At 69.7% G+C, this 19,074-nt stretch carries 18 protein-coding genes; 9 read left to right on the plus strand and 9 right to left on the minus strand.

Annotated elements, in window-relative coordinates:
• Positions 1-4: 4 nt before the first annotated feature.
• The 5 genes from BM109_RS10520 to scpA are packed head-to-tail and all read right to left on the minus strand — an operon-like array spanning position 5 to position 6,213.
• Entirely contained in the window at positions 5-1,549 is a 1,545-nt protein-coding gene (locus BM109_RS10520; protein ID WP_093342678.1) for an acyl-CoA carboxylase subunit beta, read from the minus strand.
• 21 nt (positions 1,550-1,570) lie between these two features.
• Entirely contained in the window at positions 1,571-2,551 is a 981-nt protein-coding gene (locus tag BM109_RS10525; protein ID WP_093342679.1) for a hypothetical protein, read from the minus strand.
• A complete protein-coding gene (meaB, locus tag BM109_RS10530; RefSeq protein ID WP_093342681.1) occupies positions 2,539-3,573 on the minus strand; it encodes a methylmalonyl Co-A mutase-associated GTPase MeaB in 1,035 nt (344 codons plus the stop codon). Before meaB ends, BM109_RS10525 begins: the two co-directional genes overlap by 13 nt.
• Complete coding sequence (locus tag BM109_RS10535; RefSeq protein ID WP_093342682.1) at positions 3,567-4,040, minus strand: GNAT family N-acetyltransferase; 474 nt, start codon at positions 4,038-4,040, stop codon at positions 3,567-3,569. The genes meaB and BM109_RS10535 overlap by 7 nt, the downstream gene beginning before the upstream one ends.
• 10 nt (positions 4,041-4,050) lie before the next feature.
• Complete coding sequence (gene scpA, locus BM109_RS10540; protein WP_093342684.1) at positions 4,051-6,213, minus strand: methylmalonyl-CoA mutase; 2,163 nt, start codon at positions 6,211-6,213, stop codon at positions 4,051-4,053.
• A gap of 159 nt (positions 6,214-6,372) precedes the next feature.
• On the opposite strand from scpA, the gene BM109_RS10545 reads away from it, so the two are divergent.
• The gene (locus tag BM109_RS10545) at positions 6,373-7,014 is read left to right on the plus strand and encodes a GntR family transcriptional regulator (protein WP_057593638.1); all 642 of its coding nucleotides are present in this window, start codon (positions 6,373-6,375) and stop codon (positions 7,012-7,014) included.
• 40 nt (positions 7,015-7,054) lie between these two features.
• On the opposite strand, the gene BM109_RS10550 is transcribed toward BM109_RS10545, so the two are convergent.
• Positions 7,055-7,840: an IclR family transcriptional regulator gene (locus BM109_RS10550; RefSeq protein WP_057593637.1), complete on the minus strand. Its 786-nt coding sequence runs from the start codon at positions 7,838-7,840 to the stop codon at positions 7,055-7,057.
• Positions 7,841-7,954: 114 nt separating this feature from the next.
• On the opposite strand from BM109_RS10550, the gene BM109_RS10555 reads away from it, so the two are divergent.
• Entirely contained in the window at positions 7,955-8,968 is a 1,014-nt protein-coding gene (locus BM109_RS10555; protein WP_093342685.1) for a tripartite tricarboxylate transporter substrate binding protein, read from the plus strand.
• Between the two features lie 28 nt (positions 8,969-8,996).
• Positions 8,997-9,875, plus strand: a complete 879-nt coding sequence (locus BM109_RS10560; protein WP_093342687.1) for a TauD/TfdA dioxygenase family protein — start codon at positions 8,997-8,999, stop codon at positions 9,873-9,875.
• Positions 9,876-9,894: 19 nt separating this feature from the next.
• On the opposite strand, the gene dusA is transcribed toward BM109_RS10560, so the two are convergent.
• Positions 9,895-10,944, minus strand: coding sequence for a tRNA dihydrouridine(20/20a) synthase DusA (gene dusA, locus BM109_RS10565; RefSeq protein ID WP_093342688.1), 1,050 nt, complete (start codon positions 10,942-10,944; stop codon positions 9,895-9,897).
• 212 nt (positions 10,945-11,156) lie between these two features.
• Between dusA and BM109_RS10570 the strand changes: the two genes are divergently transcribed.
• The 3 genes from BM109_RS10570 to BM109_RS10580 are packed head-to-tail and all read left to right on the plus strand — an operon-like array spanning position 11,157 to position 12,521.
• On the plus strand, positions 11,157-11,570 hold the full coding sequence (locus BM109_RS10570; RefSeq protein WP_093343438.1) for a DoxX family protein: 414 nt from the start codon (positions 11,157-11,159) through the stop codon (positions 11,568-11,570).
• Between the two features lie 57 nt (positions 11,571-11,627).
• Positions 11,628-12,092, plus strand: coding sequence for a redox-sensitive transcriptional activator SoxR (gene soxR / locus BM109_RS10575; RefSeq protein ID WP_093342690.1), 465 nt, complete (start codon positions 11,628-11,630; stop codon positions 12,090-12,092).
• A 48-nt stretch (positions 12,093-12,140) separates the two neighbouring features.
• Positions 12,141-12,521 carry a hypothetical protein gene (locus tag BM109_RS10580; RefSeq protein WP_093342691.1) on the plus strand — a complete coding sequence of 127 codons (381 nt, stop codon included), beginning with the start codon at positions 12,141-12,143 and terminating at the stop codon, positions 12,519-12,521.
• Here BM109_RS10580 and BM109_RS10585 read toward each other — a convergent pair whose 3' ends face one another.
• The gene (locus tag BM109_RS10585; RefSeq protein WP_093342693.1) at positions 12,522-13,757 is read right to left on the minus strand and encodes a serine hydrolase domain-containing protein; all 1,236 of its coding nucleotides are present in this window, start codon (positions 13,755-13,757) and stop codon (positions 12,522-12,524) included.
• 37 nt (positions 13,758-13,794) lie between these two features.
• Complete coding sequence (locus BM109_RS10590; protein WP_057593630.1) at positions 13,795-14,736, minus strand: GntR family transcriptional regulator; 942 nt, start codon at positions 14,734-14,736, stop codon at positions 13,795-13,797.
• A gap of 250 nt (positions 14,737-14,986) precedes the next feature.
• Here BM109_RS10590 and BM109_RS10595 point away from each other — a divergent pair, with 250 nt between their 5' ends.
• From BM109_RS10595 to BM109_RS10605, 3 genes are read left to right on the plus strand one after another with little or no spacing between them, the layout of a single operon-like run.
• Positions 14,987-16,288 (plus strand): omega-aminotransferase AptA, encoded by a 1,302-nt coding sequence (locus tag BM109_RS10595; protein ID WP_093343439.1) that lies wholly within the window; start codon positions 14,987-14,989, stop codon positions 16,286-16,288.
• A 20-nt stretch (positions 16,289-16,308) separates the two neighbouring features.
• The gene (locus BM109_RS10600) at positions 16,309-17,400 is read left to right on the plus strand and encodes a C45 family autoproteolytic acyltransferase/hydrolase (RefSeq protein WP_093342694.1); all 1,092 of its coding nucleotides are present in this window, start codon (positions 16,309-16,311) and stop codon (positions 17,398-17,400) included.
• A 52-nt stretch (positions 17,401-17,452) separates the two neighbouring features.
• Entirely contained in the window at positions 17,453-19,057 is a 1,605-nt protein-coding gene (locus BM109_RS10605) for an ABC transporter substrate-binding protein (protein WP_177239307.1), read from the plus strand.
• Positions 19,058-19,074: the final 17 nt, after the last annotated feature.

Below are 19,074 nucleotides of genomic sequence, written 5' to 3' on the forward strand. Positions count from 1 at the left end.
CGGCTCAAAGCGGAATGTTGCCGTGCTTGCGCCACGGGTTCTCGAGCTTCTTCTCGCGCAGCATCACCAGCGAGCGGCAGATGCGCTTGCGCGTCTCGTGCGGCAGGATCACGTCGTCGATGTAGCCGCGCGCGCTCGCCACGTAGGGGTTGGCGAAGCGGGCCTTGTACTCGGCCTCGCGCGCCGCGAGCTTGGCCGGATCGTTCTTGTCCTCGCGGAAGATGATCTCGACCGCGCCCTTGGCGCCCATCACCGCGATCTCGGCGCGCGGCCAGGCGAGGTTGACGTCGCCGCGCAGGTGCTTGGAGGCCATCACGTCGTAGGCGCCGCCGTAGGCCTTGCGCGTGATGACGGTGATCTTCGGCACCGTGCATTCGGCGTAGGCATAGAGCAGCTTGGCGCCGTGCTTGATGATGCCGCCGTACTCCTGGCCGGTGCCGGGCATGAAGCCGGGCACGTCGACGAAGGTCACGACCGGGATGTTGAAGGCATCGCAGAAGCGCACGAAGCGCGCTGCCTTGATGCTGCTCTTGATGTCGAGGCAGCCCGCCAGCACCAGCGGCTGGTTGGCGACAATGCCCACGGTCTGGCCTTCCATGCGCGCGAAGCCGATCACGATGTTCTTCGCGTAGTCGGGCTGCAGCTCGAAGAAGTCGCCGTCGTCCGCGACCTTGAAGATCAGCTCCTTCATGTCGTAGGGCTTGTTCGCGTTCTCGGGCACCAGCGTGTCGAGCGAATAGTCGGGCCGGTCGGCCGGGTCGCCCTGGCCGTTGTTGCCCAGGCGCACCGGCGGCTTCTCGCGGTTGTTCAGCGGCAGGTAGTTGTAGAGGCGGCGCAGCATCATCAGCGCCTCGACGTCGTTCTCGAACGCCATGTCGGCCACGCCGCTGCGCGTGGTGTGGGTCACGGCGCCGCCCAGTTCCTCGGCCGTCACGCTCTCGTGCGTCACGGTCTTCACCACCTCGGGGCCGGTGACGAACATGTAGCTCGAGTCCTTCACCATGAAGATGAAGTCGGTCATCGCAGGCGAATACACCGCGCCGCCCGCGCACGGGCCCATGATCATGCTGATCTGCGGCACCACGCCCGAGGCCATCACGTTGCGCTGGAACACGTCGGCATAGCCGCCGAGCGAGGCCACGCCTTCCTGGATGCGCGCGCCGCCCGAGTCGTTGAGGCCGATCACCGGGGCGCCGACCTTCATCGCCTGGTCCATCACCTTGCAGATCTTCTCGGCATGCGCTTCGCTGAGCGCGCCGCCGAAGACGGTGAAGTCCTGGCTGAAGACGAACACCAGGCGGCCGTTGATCATGCCGTAGCCCGTGACCACGCCGTCGCCCGGGATCTTGTTGTCGGCCATGCCGAAGTCGGTCGAGCGGTGCTCGACGAACATGTCCCATTCCTCGAAGGTGCCGTCGTCCAGCAGCAGCTCGAGGCGTTCGCGCGCCGTGAGCTTGCCCTTGGCATGCTGCGCGTCGATGCGCTTCTGTCCACCGCCCAGGCGGGCCTGCGCACGGCGCTTTTCGAGTTCGTCGATCAGTTCTTGCATGAGAAAAGCCTCTTTGAAAAATCAGCAGTCATAGGTTTCGCTGTACTGGAACGATGCCCCCGGCATGGTGGCCAGGATGTCCATGAATTGCGCGATCGCGCCGCACCGCTCGCGCGGGCGATAGGGCGACGTGTTGGCGAGCGGGCCGAACGAGAGATCGGTGCTGCCGCCGCCCTTGGCCGGCAGCACCTGCACCCATTGCGCCGCGAGGCTTTCGCCGCGGCGGCAGAAGACGGTGTTGTGGAGATCGGAGACGCCCCAGGCATCGCCCGCGGCCGAGGACCACAGCACCAGCCGGTGGTTGGCGGCGCCATCGCCCTGCAGCAGCTCGAAGCCGGACACGGTGAAGTGCAACGCGGGCATGCGCAGCACGCGCTGCGCCGCACTCCGCGCAAATTCGCGCGCGGGGCCGGCCTCGAGCCTCGCCACCGCATGCGCCCCGCGCAGCATGGCGTCGAGCACCGACTGCTCGCGCTGCCAGGCCTCGGCCCACGGCGCGGCGGCCGCGACCTCGTCGTCCCAGTCGACGAACAGGATGCCGCTGGTCTTCCCGGCCGCCTCGTCGTCGCGCGGCGCGCCGTACCACGAGACGCCCACGCGCACGCCGGCCAGGCGCCACTGGGCGCTGACGGCCACGCTCCAGGCGTTCTCTTCCTTGAAGCGCGCGGGCCGCGCGTCGCCGCGATCGGGCGCGCCGAACCGTTCGACCAGTTGCGCATGCGCCCACAGCGCGAAGTCGACATGCGACTCGCCCGCGGGCAGGTCCAGCCGGTGCCACGCCTGCATCACCGGACGCCCGGGCCGCGGCACCATGAGTTCCATGCGGCTGCTGCGCAGCCCGAGCACGTCCGCGCCCGCCACATGCCAGACATTGACGCCCGCGGCCGCGTACGCGGGCCGCAGCCCGCGTGCCTCCAGCTGCTCGAAGGTCGTGCCCCAGGCAAAGCGTCCCGCCGCGGTGTCGAAACCGCGCGCGAAGCCGTGGTCGTTCAGCTGGCCCATGCGCTCTCGTCGCCTGCATAGAGGCCGAGCAGGCGGCGCGCCGCGGTCGACGGCGCGAGCTCGAGCGCGCCCACCTGGCCCAGCAGCGCCGGCAGCTCTTCCTTCACGCGCGGGTGATGGCGGAAGGCATGGCGCAGGCCGGCTTCGATGCGGTCCCACATCCATGACTTGGCCTGCTGCTGGCGGCGGCCCATGAGACGGCCGTTGGCTGCCTGCAGCGCGCGAAAGCGCTCGACCTGGGTCCAGAACGCGTCGACGCCCTGCCCCAGCAATGCGCTGAGCTGGATCGCCTGCGGATGCCAGAAGCTCTCGTCGTGGCGTGCATGGTCGGGATGGCCATGCTGGCCGAACAGCCGCAGCGCCGAGGTGATCTGCGCCTGCGCGCGCGTGGCGGCGTCCTTGTCGATGTCGGCCTTGTTGATGACGACCAGGTCGGCGATCTCCATCACGCCCTTCTTGATCGCCTGCAGGTCGTCGCCGGCGTTGGGCAACTGCATCAGCACGAACATGTCGGTCATGCCCGACACCGCGGTTTCGCTCTGGCCCACGCCCACGGTCTCGACGATCACCACGTCGTAGCCCGCGGCCTCGCACACCAGCATCGCCTCGCGCGTCTTCTCGGCCACGCCGCCGAGCGTGCCGCTCGAGGGGCTCGGACGGATGTAGGCGCGCTCGTGCACCGAGAGCCGTTCCATGCGCGTCTTGTCGCCGAGGATGGAGCCGCCCGAGACGGTGGACGAGGGGTCGATGGTGAGCACCGCGACGCGGTGGCCCTTGTCGATCAGCAGCAGGCCCAGGGTCTCGATGAAGGTCGACTTGCCCACGCCCGGCACGCCCGAGATGCCGAGCCGGAACGAGTTGCCGGTGCGCGGCAGCAGCGCGGTGAGCAGCTCGTCGGCCTGCGCGCGGTGGTCGGCGCGGGTGGATTCGAGCAGCGTGATGGCCTTCGCGATGGCACGGCGCTGCGCCATGCCGTCCGTCTCGGCGATCGCGCGTTGCAGCGCCTGGGCCGTGTTCAGCACGCGGCCTCCACGGCCAGGCGCCAGCGGTAGTGCAGGTCGACGCCCTCCTCGCCCTCGAGCACGAAGCCGTGCCGCAGGTAGAAGCGGTTGGCATCGCTGCGCACCAGCGCCGTGAGCTTGATGTCGCGCTGCTGCGCGCGCGCCTGCGCCTTGGCCCAGCGCATCACCCATTCGCCGATGCCCAGGCCCTGGAAGCCGGTGCGCAGGTACAGGTGGTCGAGCCGCAGCGCATCGGCGCCCTCGGGCTTGAGCGTGACGAAGCCGATGCGCCCGTCGCCGTCGAGCACGATGTGGTGCATGAACGGAATCACGAAGCCGGCGCTGAGCCGCTCGCGCGAACGCGCGAGGTCGAAGCGGCCGACACGCTCGAGGCTCGGGCGCATCGCGTCGATGCGCAGCGCCAGCATGTCCTCGAAATCGCTGGATTCCACGGGCTGCAGCGACAGCCGCGACAGGAGATCGCCCACGTCGCTCTCGTCAGGCCGCGACCGCCGCGCGGATCTGCTCCAGCACGTCCTTCGCGCTCGCCGGGATCGGCGTGCCCGGTCCGTAGATGCCCTTCACGCCGGCCTCGTAGAGGAAGTCGTAGTCCTGGCGCGGAATCACGCCGCCGACGAACACGATGATGTCGTCCGCGCCCTGCTTGCGCAGTTCCGCGATGATCGCGGGCACCAGCGTCTTGTGGCCGGCCGCGAGCGTGCTCACGCCCACCGCGTGCACGTCGTTCTCGATTGCCTGGCGCGCGCACTCCTCGGGCGTCTGGAACAGCGGCCCCATGTCGACGTCGAAGCCCAGGTCGGCGAAGGCCGTGGCCACCACCTTGGCGCCGCGGTCATGGCCGTCCTGGCCCAGCTTGGAGATCATCACGCGCGGACGGCGGCCCTGCTCCTCGGCGAAGGCGTTGATCTCGGTCTTGAGGTTCTCCCAGCCCTCGGCGGAGTCGTAGGCAGCGGCGTAGACGCCGGTCACCTTCTGGGTGTCGGCGCGGTGGCGGCCGAAGGACTTCTCGAGCGCGTCGGAGATCTCGCCGACGGTGGCGCGCAGGCGCACCGCGTCGATGCTCAGCGCGAGCAGGTTGCCGCTGCCGTTCTCGGCCGCCTCGGTCAGCGCGTCGAGCGCGGCCTGCACCTTGGCGCCGTCGCGCGCGGCGCGGATCTTCTGCAGCCGCGCCACCTGTTGGTCGCGCACCTTCACGTTGTCGATCGAGAGGCTCTCGATCGCGTCCTCGTTCTTGAGCTTGTACTTGTTGACGCCGACGATCACGTCCTTGCCCGAGTCGATGCGGGCCTGCTTCTCGGCGGCCGCGGCCTCGATCTTGAGCTTGGCCCAGCCGCTGTCCACGGCCTTGGTCATGCCGCCCATGGCCTCGACCTCCTCGATGATGGTCCACGCCGCGTCGGCCATGTCCTGCGTGAGCTTCTCCATCATGTAGCTGCCGGCCCAGGGGTCGATCACGTTCGTGATGTGCGTCTCTTCCTGGATGATGAGCTGCGTGTTGCGCGCGATGCGGGCGCTGAACTCGGTCGGCAGCGCGATGGCTTCGTCGAGCGCGTTGGTGTGCAGGCTCTGCGTGCCGCCGAACACCGCGGCCATCGCCTCGATGGTGGTGCGCACCACGTTGTTGTAGGGGTCCTGCTCGGTCAGGCTCCAGCCCGAGGTCTGGCAGTGGGTGCGCAGCATCAGGCTCTTGGGGTTCTTGGGCTCGAACTCCTTCATGATCCGGCACCACAGCAGGCGCGCGGCGCGCATCTTGGCCACTTCGAGGTAGAAGTTCATGCCGATGGCCCAGAAGAAGCTCAGGCGCCCGGCGAAGCCGTCGACGTCGAGGCCCTTGGCCAGCGCGGTCTTCACGTACTCCTTGCCGTCGGCCAGCGTGAAGGCCAGCTCCAGCGCCTGGTTGGCGCCGGCTTCCTGCATGTGGTAGCCGCTGATCGAGATCGAGTTGAACTTCGGCATGTTCTGCGCCGTGTACTCGATGATGTCGCCGATGATCCGCATGCTCGGCGCGGGCGGGAAGATGTAGGTGTTGCGGACCATGAACTCCTTGAGGATGTCGTTCTGGATGGTTCCACTGAGCTGGTCCTGCGCCACGCCCTGTTCCTCCGCCGCCACCACGTAGCCCGCGAGCACCGGCAGCACCGCGCCGTTCATGGTCATCGACACGCTGACCTTGTCGAGCGGGATCTGGTCGAACAAGATCTTCATGTCCTCGACCGAGTCGATCGCCACGCCGGCCTTGCCCACGTCGCCGGTCACGCGCGGATGGTCGCTGTCGTAGCCGCGATGGGTGGCGAGGTCGAAGGCCACGCTCACGCCCTGTCCGCCGGCGGCCAGCGCCTTGCGGTAGAAGGCGTTCGATTCCTCGGCGGTCGAGAAGCCGGCGTACTGGCGGATGGTCCACGGGCGCACCGCGTACATCGTGGCCTGCGGGCCGCGCAGGTAGGGCTCGAAGCCCGGCAGCGTGTCGGTGTATTTCAGGCCCTGCAGGTCGGCCGCGGTGTACAGCGGCTTGACGCTGATGCCGTCGGGCGTGATCCAGTTCAGCGCGGCGACGTCGCCGCCGGGGGCCGACTTGGCGGCGGCCTTGGCCCAGGCCTCGAGAGTGGCGGGCTTGAAGGAGGGTTCGGGTTTGCTGCTCATGGAGGCGCCGCTTCGCAGTGTGTCGTGCAGGGGGTGTGCTGCTGGAGGAAAGGATTCGCTGGAATCGCTGGGGGTCCGCAGGGATTTGCAGGCCGGCCGCGAGTCTAACCGATCCATAATTATTAATTCAAACGCGATTTTTGAAGTACAGTCCCGCCCATGTCCGCCGTCACCCTCACCCCGCGCGCCCTCTATGAAGAGGTGGCCGAGCTGCTGCGCCAGCGGATCTTCCGCCGCGAGCTCGAACCGGGCAGCTGGATCGACGAACTCAAGCTCGCCGAGGAGTACGGCATCAGCCGCACCCCGCTGCGCGAGGCCCTGAAGGTGCTGGCCGCCGAGGGCCTGGTGACGATGAAGGTGCGCCGTGGCGCCTATGTGACCGAGGTGTCGGAGCAGGACCTGGCCGACGTCTACCACCTGCTCTCATTGCTCGAGAGCGATGCCGCCGGCGTGGTGGCCGAGCGCGCCACCGAGGCCCAGCTCGCCGAGCTGCGCGCGCTGCATGCCGAACTCGAGGCCGCGGCCGCGCCCGAAGACCGCGAGCATTTCTTCGCGGTCAACGAGCGCTTCCACATGCGCCTCTTGGCCATCGCCAACAACAAATGGCGCGACCAGATGGTGGCCGACCTGCGCAAGGTGATGAAGCTCAACCGCCACAACTCGCTGCTCAAGGCCGGGCGGATCGGGGAATCGCTGGCCGAGCACCGCTCGGTGATGGCCGCGATCGAGGCGCGCGATGGCGAGGCCGCCATGGCGCGCATGCGCGAGCACTTCAGCAACGGGCTGGAAGCGGCGGCCTAGGGTTCGCCGCGGGGCCGCGCGGCGGCCCGCGCCTCTTCACTCAATCGAGATCGACCGTGCCCGCCTCGGCCGCGATGCGCTGCGCCGTCTCGAGCAGCCGCGGCGCCACGCGCGCGAGCATGGTGTCCTTGGGCAGCAGGTAGGCCGGGCCACCGCAGCTCACCGCGTAGCGCTCGCCGCGCGGACCGCGCAGCGCGAAGCCCAGCGCATGGATGTGCGGATGCCATTCGCCGAACGAGCCGCAGTAGCCCACGCGCGCGTACTCCTCGATGCTGGCGATCAGCCCCGGCTCGATGCGCGGCCAGTTCTCGCCGCTTTCCTGCCGGATCTGCGCCAGCAGCGCCTCCTGCTCGGGCGCCGCGAGCGAGGCCAGGTAGGCCCGTCCGGCGGCCGAGGTGGCGATCGTCATGCGCGAGCCGACCTCGATGCGCGAGCTGATCATCACCGAGCGCGGGCGCAGCGAATCGATGATCAGCATGTCGAGCTCGTCGCGCACGCCCATGTGCACGCTCGCGCCCGCGAAGTCCGACAGCGCCGCGAGATGTGGGCGCGCCACCGTGCGCAGGTCGAAGTGCCGCAGGTAGCGGCTGCTCATGTCGAGCAGCGCCGGCCCCAGGCTGAAACGCTCGCTGTCCTGCGACTGCCGTAGGTAGCCCGCCCCGACCAGGGTGGCCGTGAGCCGCGACACCGTCGCCTTGGGAATGCCCGTCGCATCCGCCAGTTCGCGATTGCCCATCGGCGCCGCCGCCATCCCGATCACCTTCAGCAGGGCCAGTCCCCTGGCGAGCGCGCTCACCTCTTCCCTGCCGCCAATCGCGTCATTCATTTTTAGAAACCTTTGCTTCCCTGATTGATCTTTGTTGCCATTTTTCAGCAAAAACGGGTTGACGCGAGAACTTTGGGAGATCATTATTTCGGAACACAGTTTCAAAATAATGAGATGACGAGACAAAACCCCCACTTCTCCCCGCCGTCGCCGCGCCGCCGCGAGCTCCTTGGCACCGGCCTCGGCCTGCTGGCCGGCGCCGGCCTTCCGGGCTTCGCGCGGGCCGCCGCGCCGGCCGCATTCCCCAAGGGACCGGTGAAGCTCATCGTCCCGTTCGCCCCCGGCGGGCCGACCGACACCGTCGGCCGGCTCATCGCCATGAAGCTGCAGGAGGGCTGGGGCCAGCCGGTCATCGTCGACTACAAGCCCGGCGCCGGCACCGCGATCGGCGCCGACTTCGTCGCCAAGGCGCCGCCCGACGGGCTGACCATCGGCATGGTGAATTCCTCGTTCGCGGTGAACCCCTCGCTGCGCAAGACGCTGCCCTACGACACGCTCAAGGACATCGCGGGCATCACGCAGATCGCCAACCTGCAGCTGGCCATCGTGGCCCGGCCCGACGCGCCCTTCAACACGCTGGCCGAGCTGATCACCTATGCGAAGAAGAACCCGGGCAAGCTGACCTACGGCACGCCCGGTGCCGGCAGCACCACGCACCTGGGGGCCGAGTTGCTCAAGCGCGAGGCCGGCTTCGACATGCTGCACGCGCCCTTCAAGGGCAGTTCGCCCGCGCACACCGAACTCATGGGCGGGCGCATCGACCTCGTGGTCGACCCCTTCCTCTCGGTGCTGCCCTTCGTGAAGGCCGGCCGCATGAAGCTGATCGCCACCCTCGGCGACAAGCCGGTGCCCGGCTTCAGCTATCCGACCGTTGCGCAGACCCTGCCCGGCTTCCACGTCAATGCGCTGCTGGGCTTCATCGCGCCGCACGGCACGCCGCCGGCCGTCATCGAGAAGATCCAGTCGGACACCCGCCGCGTGCTGCTCGATCCCGAGATGCGCAAGCGCGTGGAGGAACAGGGCATGGAGGTGGTCGCCTCCACGCCCGCGCAGTTCGACGCCTACGTGCAGTCGGAGATGAAGCGCTGGGCGCGCGTCATCGCCGACGCGGGCATCCAGCCCGAGTGAGCCCCTCTTCCATCCGGACACCCTTCCCATGCCCCTAGCTCTCACCCCCCTGCATCCGCATTTCGCCGCCGAAGCGCGCGGCATCGACATCGCCCGGCCGCTCTCGAGCGACGAGGTCAGGCAGATCAACGCCGCGATGAACCGCTACGCCGTGCTGGTGTGGCGCGGCCAGCCGCTCACGGGCCAGCAGCAGATCGATTTCGCCAAGGCCTTCGGGCCGCTGGACCTCGGCCTCAAGAAGGTGTTCAAGCGCCCCGAACGGCTCGAGGACGAGCGCCTGATCGACATCTCGAACGTCGATGCGCAAGGCAACGTCGCGCGCCGCGATTCTCCGAAGAACCTCTCGAACTTCGCCAACCAGCTCTGGCACAGCGACAGCTCGTTCCAGAACCCGCGCGCCGCCTATTCGATGCTGCATGCGCTGGTGCTGCCGAGCTGGGGCGGCAACACCGAGTTCACCGACCTGCGCGCCGCCTACGACGCCCTGCCCGCGCGCGACAAGACCGAGCTCGAGGGCCTGAGCGCCGAGCACTACGCGCTGCACACGCGCATCCTGCTAGGCGACGAGGCCTACACCGACGAGCAGAAGAAGACCATCCCGCCGGCCGCCTGGCCGCTGGTGCAGACGCACCCGGGCTCGGGGCGCAAGCTGCTGTTCGTGGGCGTGCATGCGCGCGAGATCGTCGGCTGGCCCGTGGCCGAGGCCCGCATGCGGCTGTCGGACCTGCTCGAGCACGCGACCCAGCGCGAGTTCGTCTACCGCCACGAATGGCAGGTGCACGACCTCGTGATGTGGGACAACCGCAGCACCCTGCACCGCGGCCGGCGCTACGACATCGCCGAGCGCCGCGAGCTGCGCCGCACCACCATCGAGGACGTGCCCGAGGCCACGTTGATGGCGGCCTGAGAAGAAGCAGGAGCGCGGCTCAGGCCGCCTGCGCCACCGGCTCGTGCGCGATCGCCATCACCTCGTGCGGCGATTTGCTCTTCATGCGGTGGTCGCTCCACACCTGGCGCCAGCGGCGCGCGCCCGGCAACCCGTTGCGCAGGCCCAGCATGTGGCGCGCGATGTTCGACCACGGCGTGCCGTGCTCGGCCGCCTCGCGCACCATGTAGTCGCACATCAGGGTCTCGACCTCCTCGCGCGTGCGCTCCAAGGGCGCCGCGCCGAAGAACTCCGCGTCCCATTCGGCCAGCCACCAGGGGTTGTGGTACGCCTCGCGTCCCACCATCACCCCGTCGAGCAGCCGCAGGTGCTCGTGCACCTGTGCATTGAGCGTGATGCCGCCGTTGATCGAGAACTTCAGCGCCGGAAAGTCGTGCTTGAGCCGGTGCACCAGCGCGTAGCGCAGCGGCGGGATCTCGCGGTTCTGCTTCGGGCTCAGGCCCTTGAGCCAGGCATTGCGCGCATGCACGATGAAGGTCTTGCAACCGGCCTCGCTGACCTGGCCCACGAAGTCGCGCACGAACTCGTAGCTCTCGATCTTGTCGATGCCGATGCGGTGCTTCACCGTCACCGGCACGCTGCTCGCGTCGACCATCGCCTTGACGCAGTCGGCCACCAGCTGCGGCTCGTTCATCAGGCAGGCACCGAAGGCGCCGCGCTGCACGCGCTCGCTCGGGCAGCCGCAGTTGAGGTTGATCTCGTCGTAGCCCCATTGCTCGCCGAGCTTCGCGCAGTGCGCGAGATCGGCCGGCTCGCTGCCACCGAGCTGCAGCGCCAGCGGATGCTCCTCGGCATTGAAGCGCAGGTGCCGCGGCACGTCGCCATGCACCAGCGCGCCGGTCGTCACCATCTCGGTGTAGAGCAGCGCGTGGCGGCTCAGCAGGCGGTGCAGGTAGCGGCAGTGGCGGTCGGTCCAGTCCATCATGGGCGCCACGGACAGGCGCATGGCGTCGAGCGCCTGGGCCGCTTCAGGGCCTCGCACTGGATCGGGCCCGGGCCCGGCGTTTTCTGGGTTCTCGTTCGGTGTCATTCGATTTCTTTGGGCGCCGCCGCTTCTCTCGCTCGCGGACGCGCAGGGCGCGAGCGTAGCGCACCCGGCCATTCCGCTCCGTGGCGACGGCGCTTGACCTCAAGCTTGGTTGAGGTTTTACAGTCCGCCGCGCTCACCCGAATACCCGCGTGGGCTTCACCGATGAACCCATGGCGGCAACGAATGTCCCGCCGAAATCAGGAGCTATGTTGATGAGGTCGTGGATCGATGCCGCGTTGGAAAGCCAACTGCTGTGGCTGGCCGCCCGGATACTTCTCGCCGTGGTCTTTGCCGCGTCGGGTCTTGCCAAGGCGCTGAACTTCGCGGGCGGGGTGGGCGAGATGCGCGCGGCGGGCCTCGAGCCGGCCTGGGCCTTCAATGTCGCCACCATCTTCGTGCTGCTGGCCGGCTCGCTGCTGCTGCTGGTCGACCGCGCCGTGTGGCTGGGCGCCGGCGCACTCTCGGTGTTCCTGCTGCTCACGATCGCGATCGTGCACCGCTTCTGGTCGCTGCCTGAACCGCGCGCCACGCTGTCGCTGTACTTCGCGCTCGAGCACGTCTCCATCATCGGCGGGCTGCTCGCGGCGGCGATCGCGAGCCACCTGCGGCGGCAGCTCGGCGGCTGAGCACCACATCGCCTGTATCGCCTATAAGACGCCGATCCGACTCCGAGCCTTTCCTCCATGCCAGAGAACCATCCCGCCGAGCCCGCCAAGGTCCTGACCGTCGGCGAAGTCGCCCGGCGCAGCGGCGTCGCCGTCTCGACGGTGCACTTCTACGAATCGAAGGGGCTGATCAAGGGCTGGCGCAGCGAGGGCAACCAGCGCCGCTATCCGCGCGAGGTGCTGCGCCACATCGCGGTGATCCGCGTGGCGCAGCGCACGGGCATTCCGCTCGAGACCATCCGCGATTCGCTGTCGCGGCTGCCCGAGGGACGCATCCTCAATGCCGCGCAGTGGAAGGCGCTGTCCGCGCACTGGCGCGACGAGCTCGACGCGCGCATCCGCGTGCTGACCCGGTTGCGCGACGACCTCGGCGAATGCATCGGCTGCGGCTGCCTGTCGATGACCGACTGCCCGCTGCGCAATCCCGGCGACAGGCTGGGCGCCACGGGGCCGGGCGCGGTGCTGCTCGACGACCCGCCTTGAGCCCGCGCGCCGCTCGGACATGGCGCGCGCACTAGACTCCCTTCGCGCATGACCCTGCTCGACACCCCCGCCCTCCGCCGGCTCGCCGAAGCCGCCACGCCCACGCGCCCCACCTGCGCCTGCCGCCTGCAGGACGCCAAGGCCTGGGAAAGCATCACCGAGGAACGCTGGCCCAAGGCGCTGATGGAACAGGTCGGCACGCTGCGCGACCCCGAGGCCTACGAACCCACGTTCGAGGAGTTCCATCCCGCCGGCACGCGCTACGACGCGCCCGAGGCGCCGATCTCGGTCGCGCACTTCCCGTACAACCGCTGCGACGTCTACCGCTGCAGGGCCTGCGCGCGGCTGGTGCTGCGCTACACCGAGTTCGGCGGCTACTACATCGACCACCGCGTGCGGGTGGTCGATGCCGCGCTGATCGCCGGCTGATCAGCCCTCGCCCATGAGGTGCGCGGCCAGCGCGCGAAAGGCCGGCATCGAGGTCGGCAGGTGCGCATGGGCCGCCAGCGGATGCGAGGCGAAGCGCGCCACCACCATCTCGGCCACCGGATCGATGTGCAGCGCCTGGCCATGGATGCCCTGCGCGGTGAAGCTGCCATGCGCGTCGTGCGCCACCCACCACATGTTGCGGTAGCTCCAGCCGGCCAGCCGGGTGTAGCCCGCGAGCGCGAAGCGCGCCGGGTCGGCGCCGCGGCGGATATCGGCCACCACGGCCTCGGGCACGATCTGCGCGCCGTTGTAGAAACCGCCCAGGCGCATCGCCTCGCCGAAGCGCGCGAGGTCGCGCAGGCCGGTGCACAAGCCGCCGCCCGCGAATTCGGCGCCCTGGCCGTCGAGCGCGAAGCTGGCGTCCTGCTCGGCGCCCAGGCGCGACCAGATCAGTTCGCCCAGCAGGCTGGCCACCGATTGCCCCGCAGCGCGCGCGATCAGCCAGCCCAGCACATCGGTGTTGACGGTGCGGTAGGCGAAAGCCTGGCCGTGCACGGTGCCGTCGCGCGCCGCGCCCACGCTCTGCAAAAACTGCCGGTAGCCCTCGGCGCCAACATAGCCCGCCGGACGCGGCAGCAGTTCGCCGGCGCGCGCATGCTTCCAAACGCCCGCATCGGGGTCGGCGTACTCCTCCGAATAGTCGATGGCCGTGGTCATGTCCATCACCTGGCGCACCGTCGCGCTGCCGAAGGCGCTGTCGCCCAGCTCGGGGATGTAGTGCGTGACGAAGGCGTTCTCCTCGAGCATGCCGTCGGCCGTGAGCATGGCGCCGAGCGTGCCCACCACCGACTTGGTGACCGACATCGCCATGTGCTCGCCGTGCGCGTCGAGCGCGCCGAAGTAGCGCTCGTAGACGATGCGCCCGCGGTGCAGCACCACGGCGCCGTCGGCATGGATGGCCTCGAGCGCCGCGAGCCAGGTCGTGGGCGCGCCGTCGCCGAAGCGCGCGAAGGGCAGCGCATCGATCTCACTGCGCATCGCGCGCGGCAGCTCGGCCACCGGCGCGTTGCCGCGCCCCACCCTGCGCGTGGGCTGCAGTTCGCGCAGGTGCGAGAAGGCCCAGCGGTTGTGCGGCGGCTGGAACACCGGGCATTCGCGCGGCCTCGTGACGGGCGCGCCGGCCGTGGGGAATCCGTCGCGCCAGCCGGCGGCCAGCGCTGTGTTGTCTTGCGTCATGAGAAGAGAAGAGGAAAAGGGTGGGTTGCGGATTCAGTCAATCGCCGAGCACGCCCATCACCCGCCGCTCCAGCAGGTCGCTGGCGCGGCTCAGGTGCAGCCGCATGCCTTCGGCGGCGCGGGCCAGGTCGCCGTCCTCGACCGCGTCGAGGATCTCGAGGTGCTCGCGGCAGGACTTGTGCAGCAGGTCGACGTTCACGAGCGGATAGTCCGAGAGGTCCGACATGCGGCGCAGCCGGTTCTGCTGCTGCACGGTGTCGAGCACGAAGCGGTTGCCCGAGAAGCTGGCCAGCAGCTCGTGGAACTGCGCGTTGGCCTCGAAGAAGTCCATCCAGTTGTAGCGCGCGGCCTGGGCCAGCAGGCTCTGCTGGCGCTCGCGGCAGGCCAGCAGCCGCTCGTGGTCGATGCGAAAGCCCGGCTCGCGCAGCGCGGCGCACTCCACGATCAGGCGAAAGCGGTAGCTCTCGCGCTCGCTCTCGACCGAGTCGAGGGTCTCGGTGAACTCCCAGCGCTGGTAGTGGCGCCCGCGCAGCACGCCGTCCTGCAGCAGCGTCGTCAGCACGGTGCGCAGCAGGGGCCGCGGCGCGTCGTAGGCCTGCGCCAGCTCGAGCTCGTTGACGCGCGTGGGCAGCTTGCCCGCGAGCCGGTCGCGCAGCAGCCGGTAATAGAGGGTCTTCTCCTCGTCCTCGGGCATCTCGCGCCGCGCGCGGCCCAGCGCCTCGCGGTCGGCCACCAGCGTGTAGCCGCGGTTGGGCACGTGGGCCAGCAAGGCACGCTCGTGCAGGAAGCGCAGCGCGGCGCGCACCGGCGTGCGCGAGATGCCGAGCCGGCTCGCGAGGTCGGCCTCGGTCATGTGCCGGCCGTTCTCGTAGCCGCCGGCCAGGGCCTGGTCGAGGATGTAGCGGCTCACGCGCTGCGCGAGCGGCGCAATCTGCGACGCTGGCGGCGCCGGGGGCGTGTCCATCTGTGCTTCGGCCATCCAAGGTTCTCCGGGGAGGAATCGCGGGATCGGCGCCGATCATCGCGCCGACTTTGTATTTTTGACCGCAAAAAACCATGTACATCTTGCGACAAAAATACAATCCACGCTCCAAGATCGGCCCACGACGACCCGAGCGCCGGGTCGCGTCCCAACGGAGAAAACCCTCGTGGCCGCAGCCGACACCCTTTCGAACCCCGACGCCGCCGCGGCGTCGCCCGCCCTGCCCGCGTCGCTCGACGCGTTCTGGATGCCCTTCACCCCCAACCGCAAGTTCAAGCAATCGCCGCGCCTGATCGTCGGCAGCGAAGGCCTCTACTACGACCTCGCCGACGGCCGCCGCGTGCTCGACGCCATCGCCGGCCTGTGGTGCGTGAACGCCGGCCACCGCAACCCGCGCATCAGCGCCGCGCTGAAGGCGCAGATCGACGTGCTCGACTACGCCTCGAACTTCCAGATCGGCCACCCGGCCGCCTTCACGCTGGCCGAGCGGCTCGCCGGGATGGCGCCCGAGGGCATGAACCACGTGTTCTTCACCAACTCGGGCTCCGAGTCGGTCGACACCGCGCTGAAGATCGCGGTGGCCTACCACCGCGCGCGCGGCGAGGCCGGCCGCTACCGCCTGATCGGCCGCGAGCGCGCCTACCACGGCGTGGGCTTCGGCGGCATCTCGGTCGGCGGCATCGGCCGCCAGCGCAGCACCTTCGGGCCGCTGCTCAACGGCGTCGACCACCTGCCGCACACGCACGACCTGGCGCGCAACGCCTTCTCGCGCGGCGAGCCACCGCACGGCCTCGACAAGGCCGACGCGCTCGAGGCGCTGATCTCGCTGCACGACGCCTCGACCGTGGCCGCCGTCATCGTCGAGCCGGTGGCCGGCTCCACCGGCGTGCTGCCGCCGCCGCGCGGCTACCTGAAGCGCCTGCGCGAGATCTGCGACCGGCACGGCGTGCTGCTGATCTTCGACGAGGTCATCACCGGCTTCGGCCGCCTGGGCACCAACTTCGCGGCCGACCTGTTCGGCGTGAAGCCCGACATCATCACCACCGCCAAGGGCCTGACCAACGGCGCGGTGCCGATGGGCGCGGTGCTGATGCGCGACGCGGTGCACGACGCCTTCATGCAGGGCAGCGTGAGCGCGGTCGAGCTCTCGCACGGCTACACCTACTCGGGCCATCCGCTGGCCTGCGCGGCCGCCATGGCCACGCTCGACGCCTACCTGCACGACGGCCTGATCGCCCAGGCTGCGGCGCTGTCGCCCTATTTCGAGGAAGGCCTGCACGCGCTGCGCGGCCTGCCCGGCGTGATCGACGTGCGCAACGTCGGCCTGCTGGCCGGCATCGAGCTGCAGCCCTGGGCCGCGGGCGCGGGCACGCACGCCCAGGCCGTGGCACAGCACTGCCTCGACGCCGGCGTGCTGGTGCGCTCGGTCGGCGACACGATCGCGCTGTCGCCGCCGTTCACGCTCGAGCGCCGGCACGTCGACCAGATCGTCGACAGCCTGCGCCAGGCCATCGCCCAGACCGCCCAGCCCACCGACACGCCCGCCTGAATCCCCGAGGACCGCACCCCATGGACATCGACTCCTTCCCCCTCTACGACATCGAGGGCGACGCCGCCCAGTGCGGCCGCCAGTACGGCCGCGCGGCCGGCGACCGCATCGACCTGAGCCTGCGCACCTACCGCGCCGCCTTCGAACGCGTGGGCCTGAACTGGGAGCGCACGCGCGCGCTGGCGCGCCGCTTCATGCCGCTGGTCGAGGCCTTCGACGCCGGCATGCTGCGCGAGATCGAGGGCGTGGCCGAGGGCGCGGGCGTGCCGGCCGAGGACATCGTGGCGCTCAACGCGCGCAGCGAGATGCTCTATGCCTTCCAGCAACTCGAGGCCACCGAGCCGCCCGACGGCTGCACCGGCGTGGTGGTCATGCCCTCGGCCGCGCGCGACGGCAGGCTGATCCACGCGCAGAACTGGGACTGGCGCGTCGAGAGCCTCGAGCTCGGCGTGGTGCTGCGCATCCAGCCGGCCCAGGGCCCGGCCATCCTGACCTTCGCCGAGGCGGGCACGCTGGCGCGCGCCGGCCTCAACAGCGCGGGCATCGCGGTCACCGGCAACTTCATCAAGGCCGACAGCGACGGCCGCCAGCAGGGTGTGCCGCTGGCGTTGATCCGCCGCGGCATCCTGCAGTCCGAGCTCTATGCCAATGCGCTCGGCGTGGTCTGCCGCAGCGCGCGCTCGATCTCCAACAACATGATCCTGACCCATGCCGAGGGCGAGGCCGTGAGCCTGGAGACCTGCCCCGAGCAGGTGTTCTGGCAGCAGCCCGAGGACGGCGTGCTGGTGCATGCCAACCACTTCAAGACGCCGGCCGCGCTGGCGCGCGTGGTCGACCGCAGCCTCGAGACCACGCCCGATTCGCTCTACCGCGACCGCCGCGTGACCGAGGCGCTGCGAAAGCGCGCCGGCGACCTCACCGAGCAGGACGTGCTCGACGCGCTGCAGGACCGCTTCGGCGCGCCGCGCGCGGTCTGCCGCAGCCCGAGCGCGGGCCCGGGCGGCGCCTCCTCGGCCACCGTGGCGACCATCGTGATGGACCCGGCGGCACGGAAGATGCGCATCGCGCCCGCGCCCTTCAAGGCCCACCGCTTCACCGAGTATTCCCTCTGAGTTCCTCCCGATCCGATCCCGACCGGCCCAGCCCCCGCCAGGAGTGTTTGCCATGAACCCACCCGTGCCCCCCGCCCGCCCGCCTTCCGTCTCGCGCGCCGCCGCCCTGCTGGCGCTCGGCCTCGCCGCCGGCACCGCCTTCGCCCAGGGCGCGCCCGGCGCCGGCCAGACGCTGCGCATCCAGATCAACTCGGACATCCGCAGCACCGACCCCGGCGGCAACCGCGACGACAACACCGACAACGTGCTGCTGCACGTCGGCGAGGGCCTGGTCGCGCTGCGCGAGGACACCTCGGTCGGCCCCATGCTCGCGAGCAAGGTCGACACCTCGGCCGACGGCCTGAGCTACACCTTCACCCTGCGCGACGGCGTGAAGTTCCAGAACGGCGCCACGCTCACGGCCGACGACGTGGTCTGGAGTTGGCAGCGCTACCTCAAGCCCACCAGCGGCTGGCGCTGTCTCAGCGAGTTCGACGGCAAGGGCATGACCAAGGTGCTCTCGGTGGAGGCGCCGAACCCGAAGACGGTGGTGTTCAAGCTCGACCGCGCGAGCGCGCTGTTCCTCACCATGATGGCGCGGCCCGACTGCGGCGGCGCGGCCATCCTGCACCGCAGCTCGGTCGGTGCCGACGGCCAGTGGAAGGAACCGGTGGGCACCGGCCCCTACAAGCTCAAGGAATGGAAGCGCGGCCAGTACGTGGAGCTGACGCGCTTCGACGGCTACAGCGCGCGCGCCGAGCCGCGCGACGGCCTCACGGGCGGCAAGAAGGCCGAGGTCGAGAACCTGCGCTTCGTCGTCATCCCCGACTCGGCCGCGGCCAAGGCCGCGCTCTACAGCGGCGGCATCGATGCCTTCATCAGCCCCAGCCCGTCGGACGTGATCGAGATGCGCGGCCGCGCCGACGTGCGCGTGGACACCACGCCCGTGATGACCATGGTCGCGCTGCTGCTGCAGACCAACGACCCGGTGCTCAAGGACGTGCGCATCCGCCGCGCGCTGGCGCTGGCGCTCGACACGCCCGAGATCGCGCGCTCGGTCACCGAGGGCCTGTCGGCCGTCAACAACTCGGTCGTGCCCTCGACCAGCCCCTACTACGACGCGGCGCAGGCCGGCGGCTTCAAGCGCGACATCGCCGCCGCGAAGAAGCTGCTGGCCGAGGCCGGCTACCGCGGCCAGCCGATCCGCATGATCGCCAACAAGCGCTACGAGGCGCTCTACTCGGCCGCCGTGCTGGTGCAGGCGATGGCGACCGAGGCCGGCATCAACATCGAGCTCGAGGTGCTCGACTGGGCCACCCAGCTCGACCGCTACACCAAGGGCCAGTACCAGAGCATGGCCTTCGTCTACTCGGCGCGCATCGATCCCGCGCTCAACTACGAGATGGTCTCGGGCGACAAGGCCGCGCAGCCGCGCAAGGTCTGGGACAGCGCCTTCGCCCAGACCCGGCTGGCCGAGACCATGGTCTCGCGCGACAAGGCGCGCCGCCAGGTGCTGTTCGACGAGATGCACCAGCAGATGCTGCAGGACGTGCCGATGATCGTGCTGTTCAACGCCAGCGACGCCACCGCCATGCGCAAGAACGTGGTCGGCTTCAAGGGCTGGGCGCCGGCCAAGCCGCGCTTCTGGAACGTGCGGCTGGCCGCCGCCGGCGGCTGAGCGGAGGCCGCGCCTTC

The organism is Variovorax sp. PDC80 (assembly GCF_900115375.1).
Taxonomy (GTDB): domain Bacteria; phylum Pseudomonadota; class Gammaproteobacteria; order Burkholderiales; family Burkholderiaceae_C; genus Variovorax.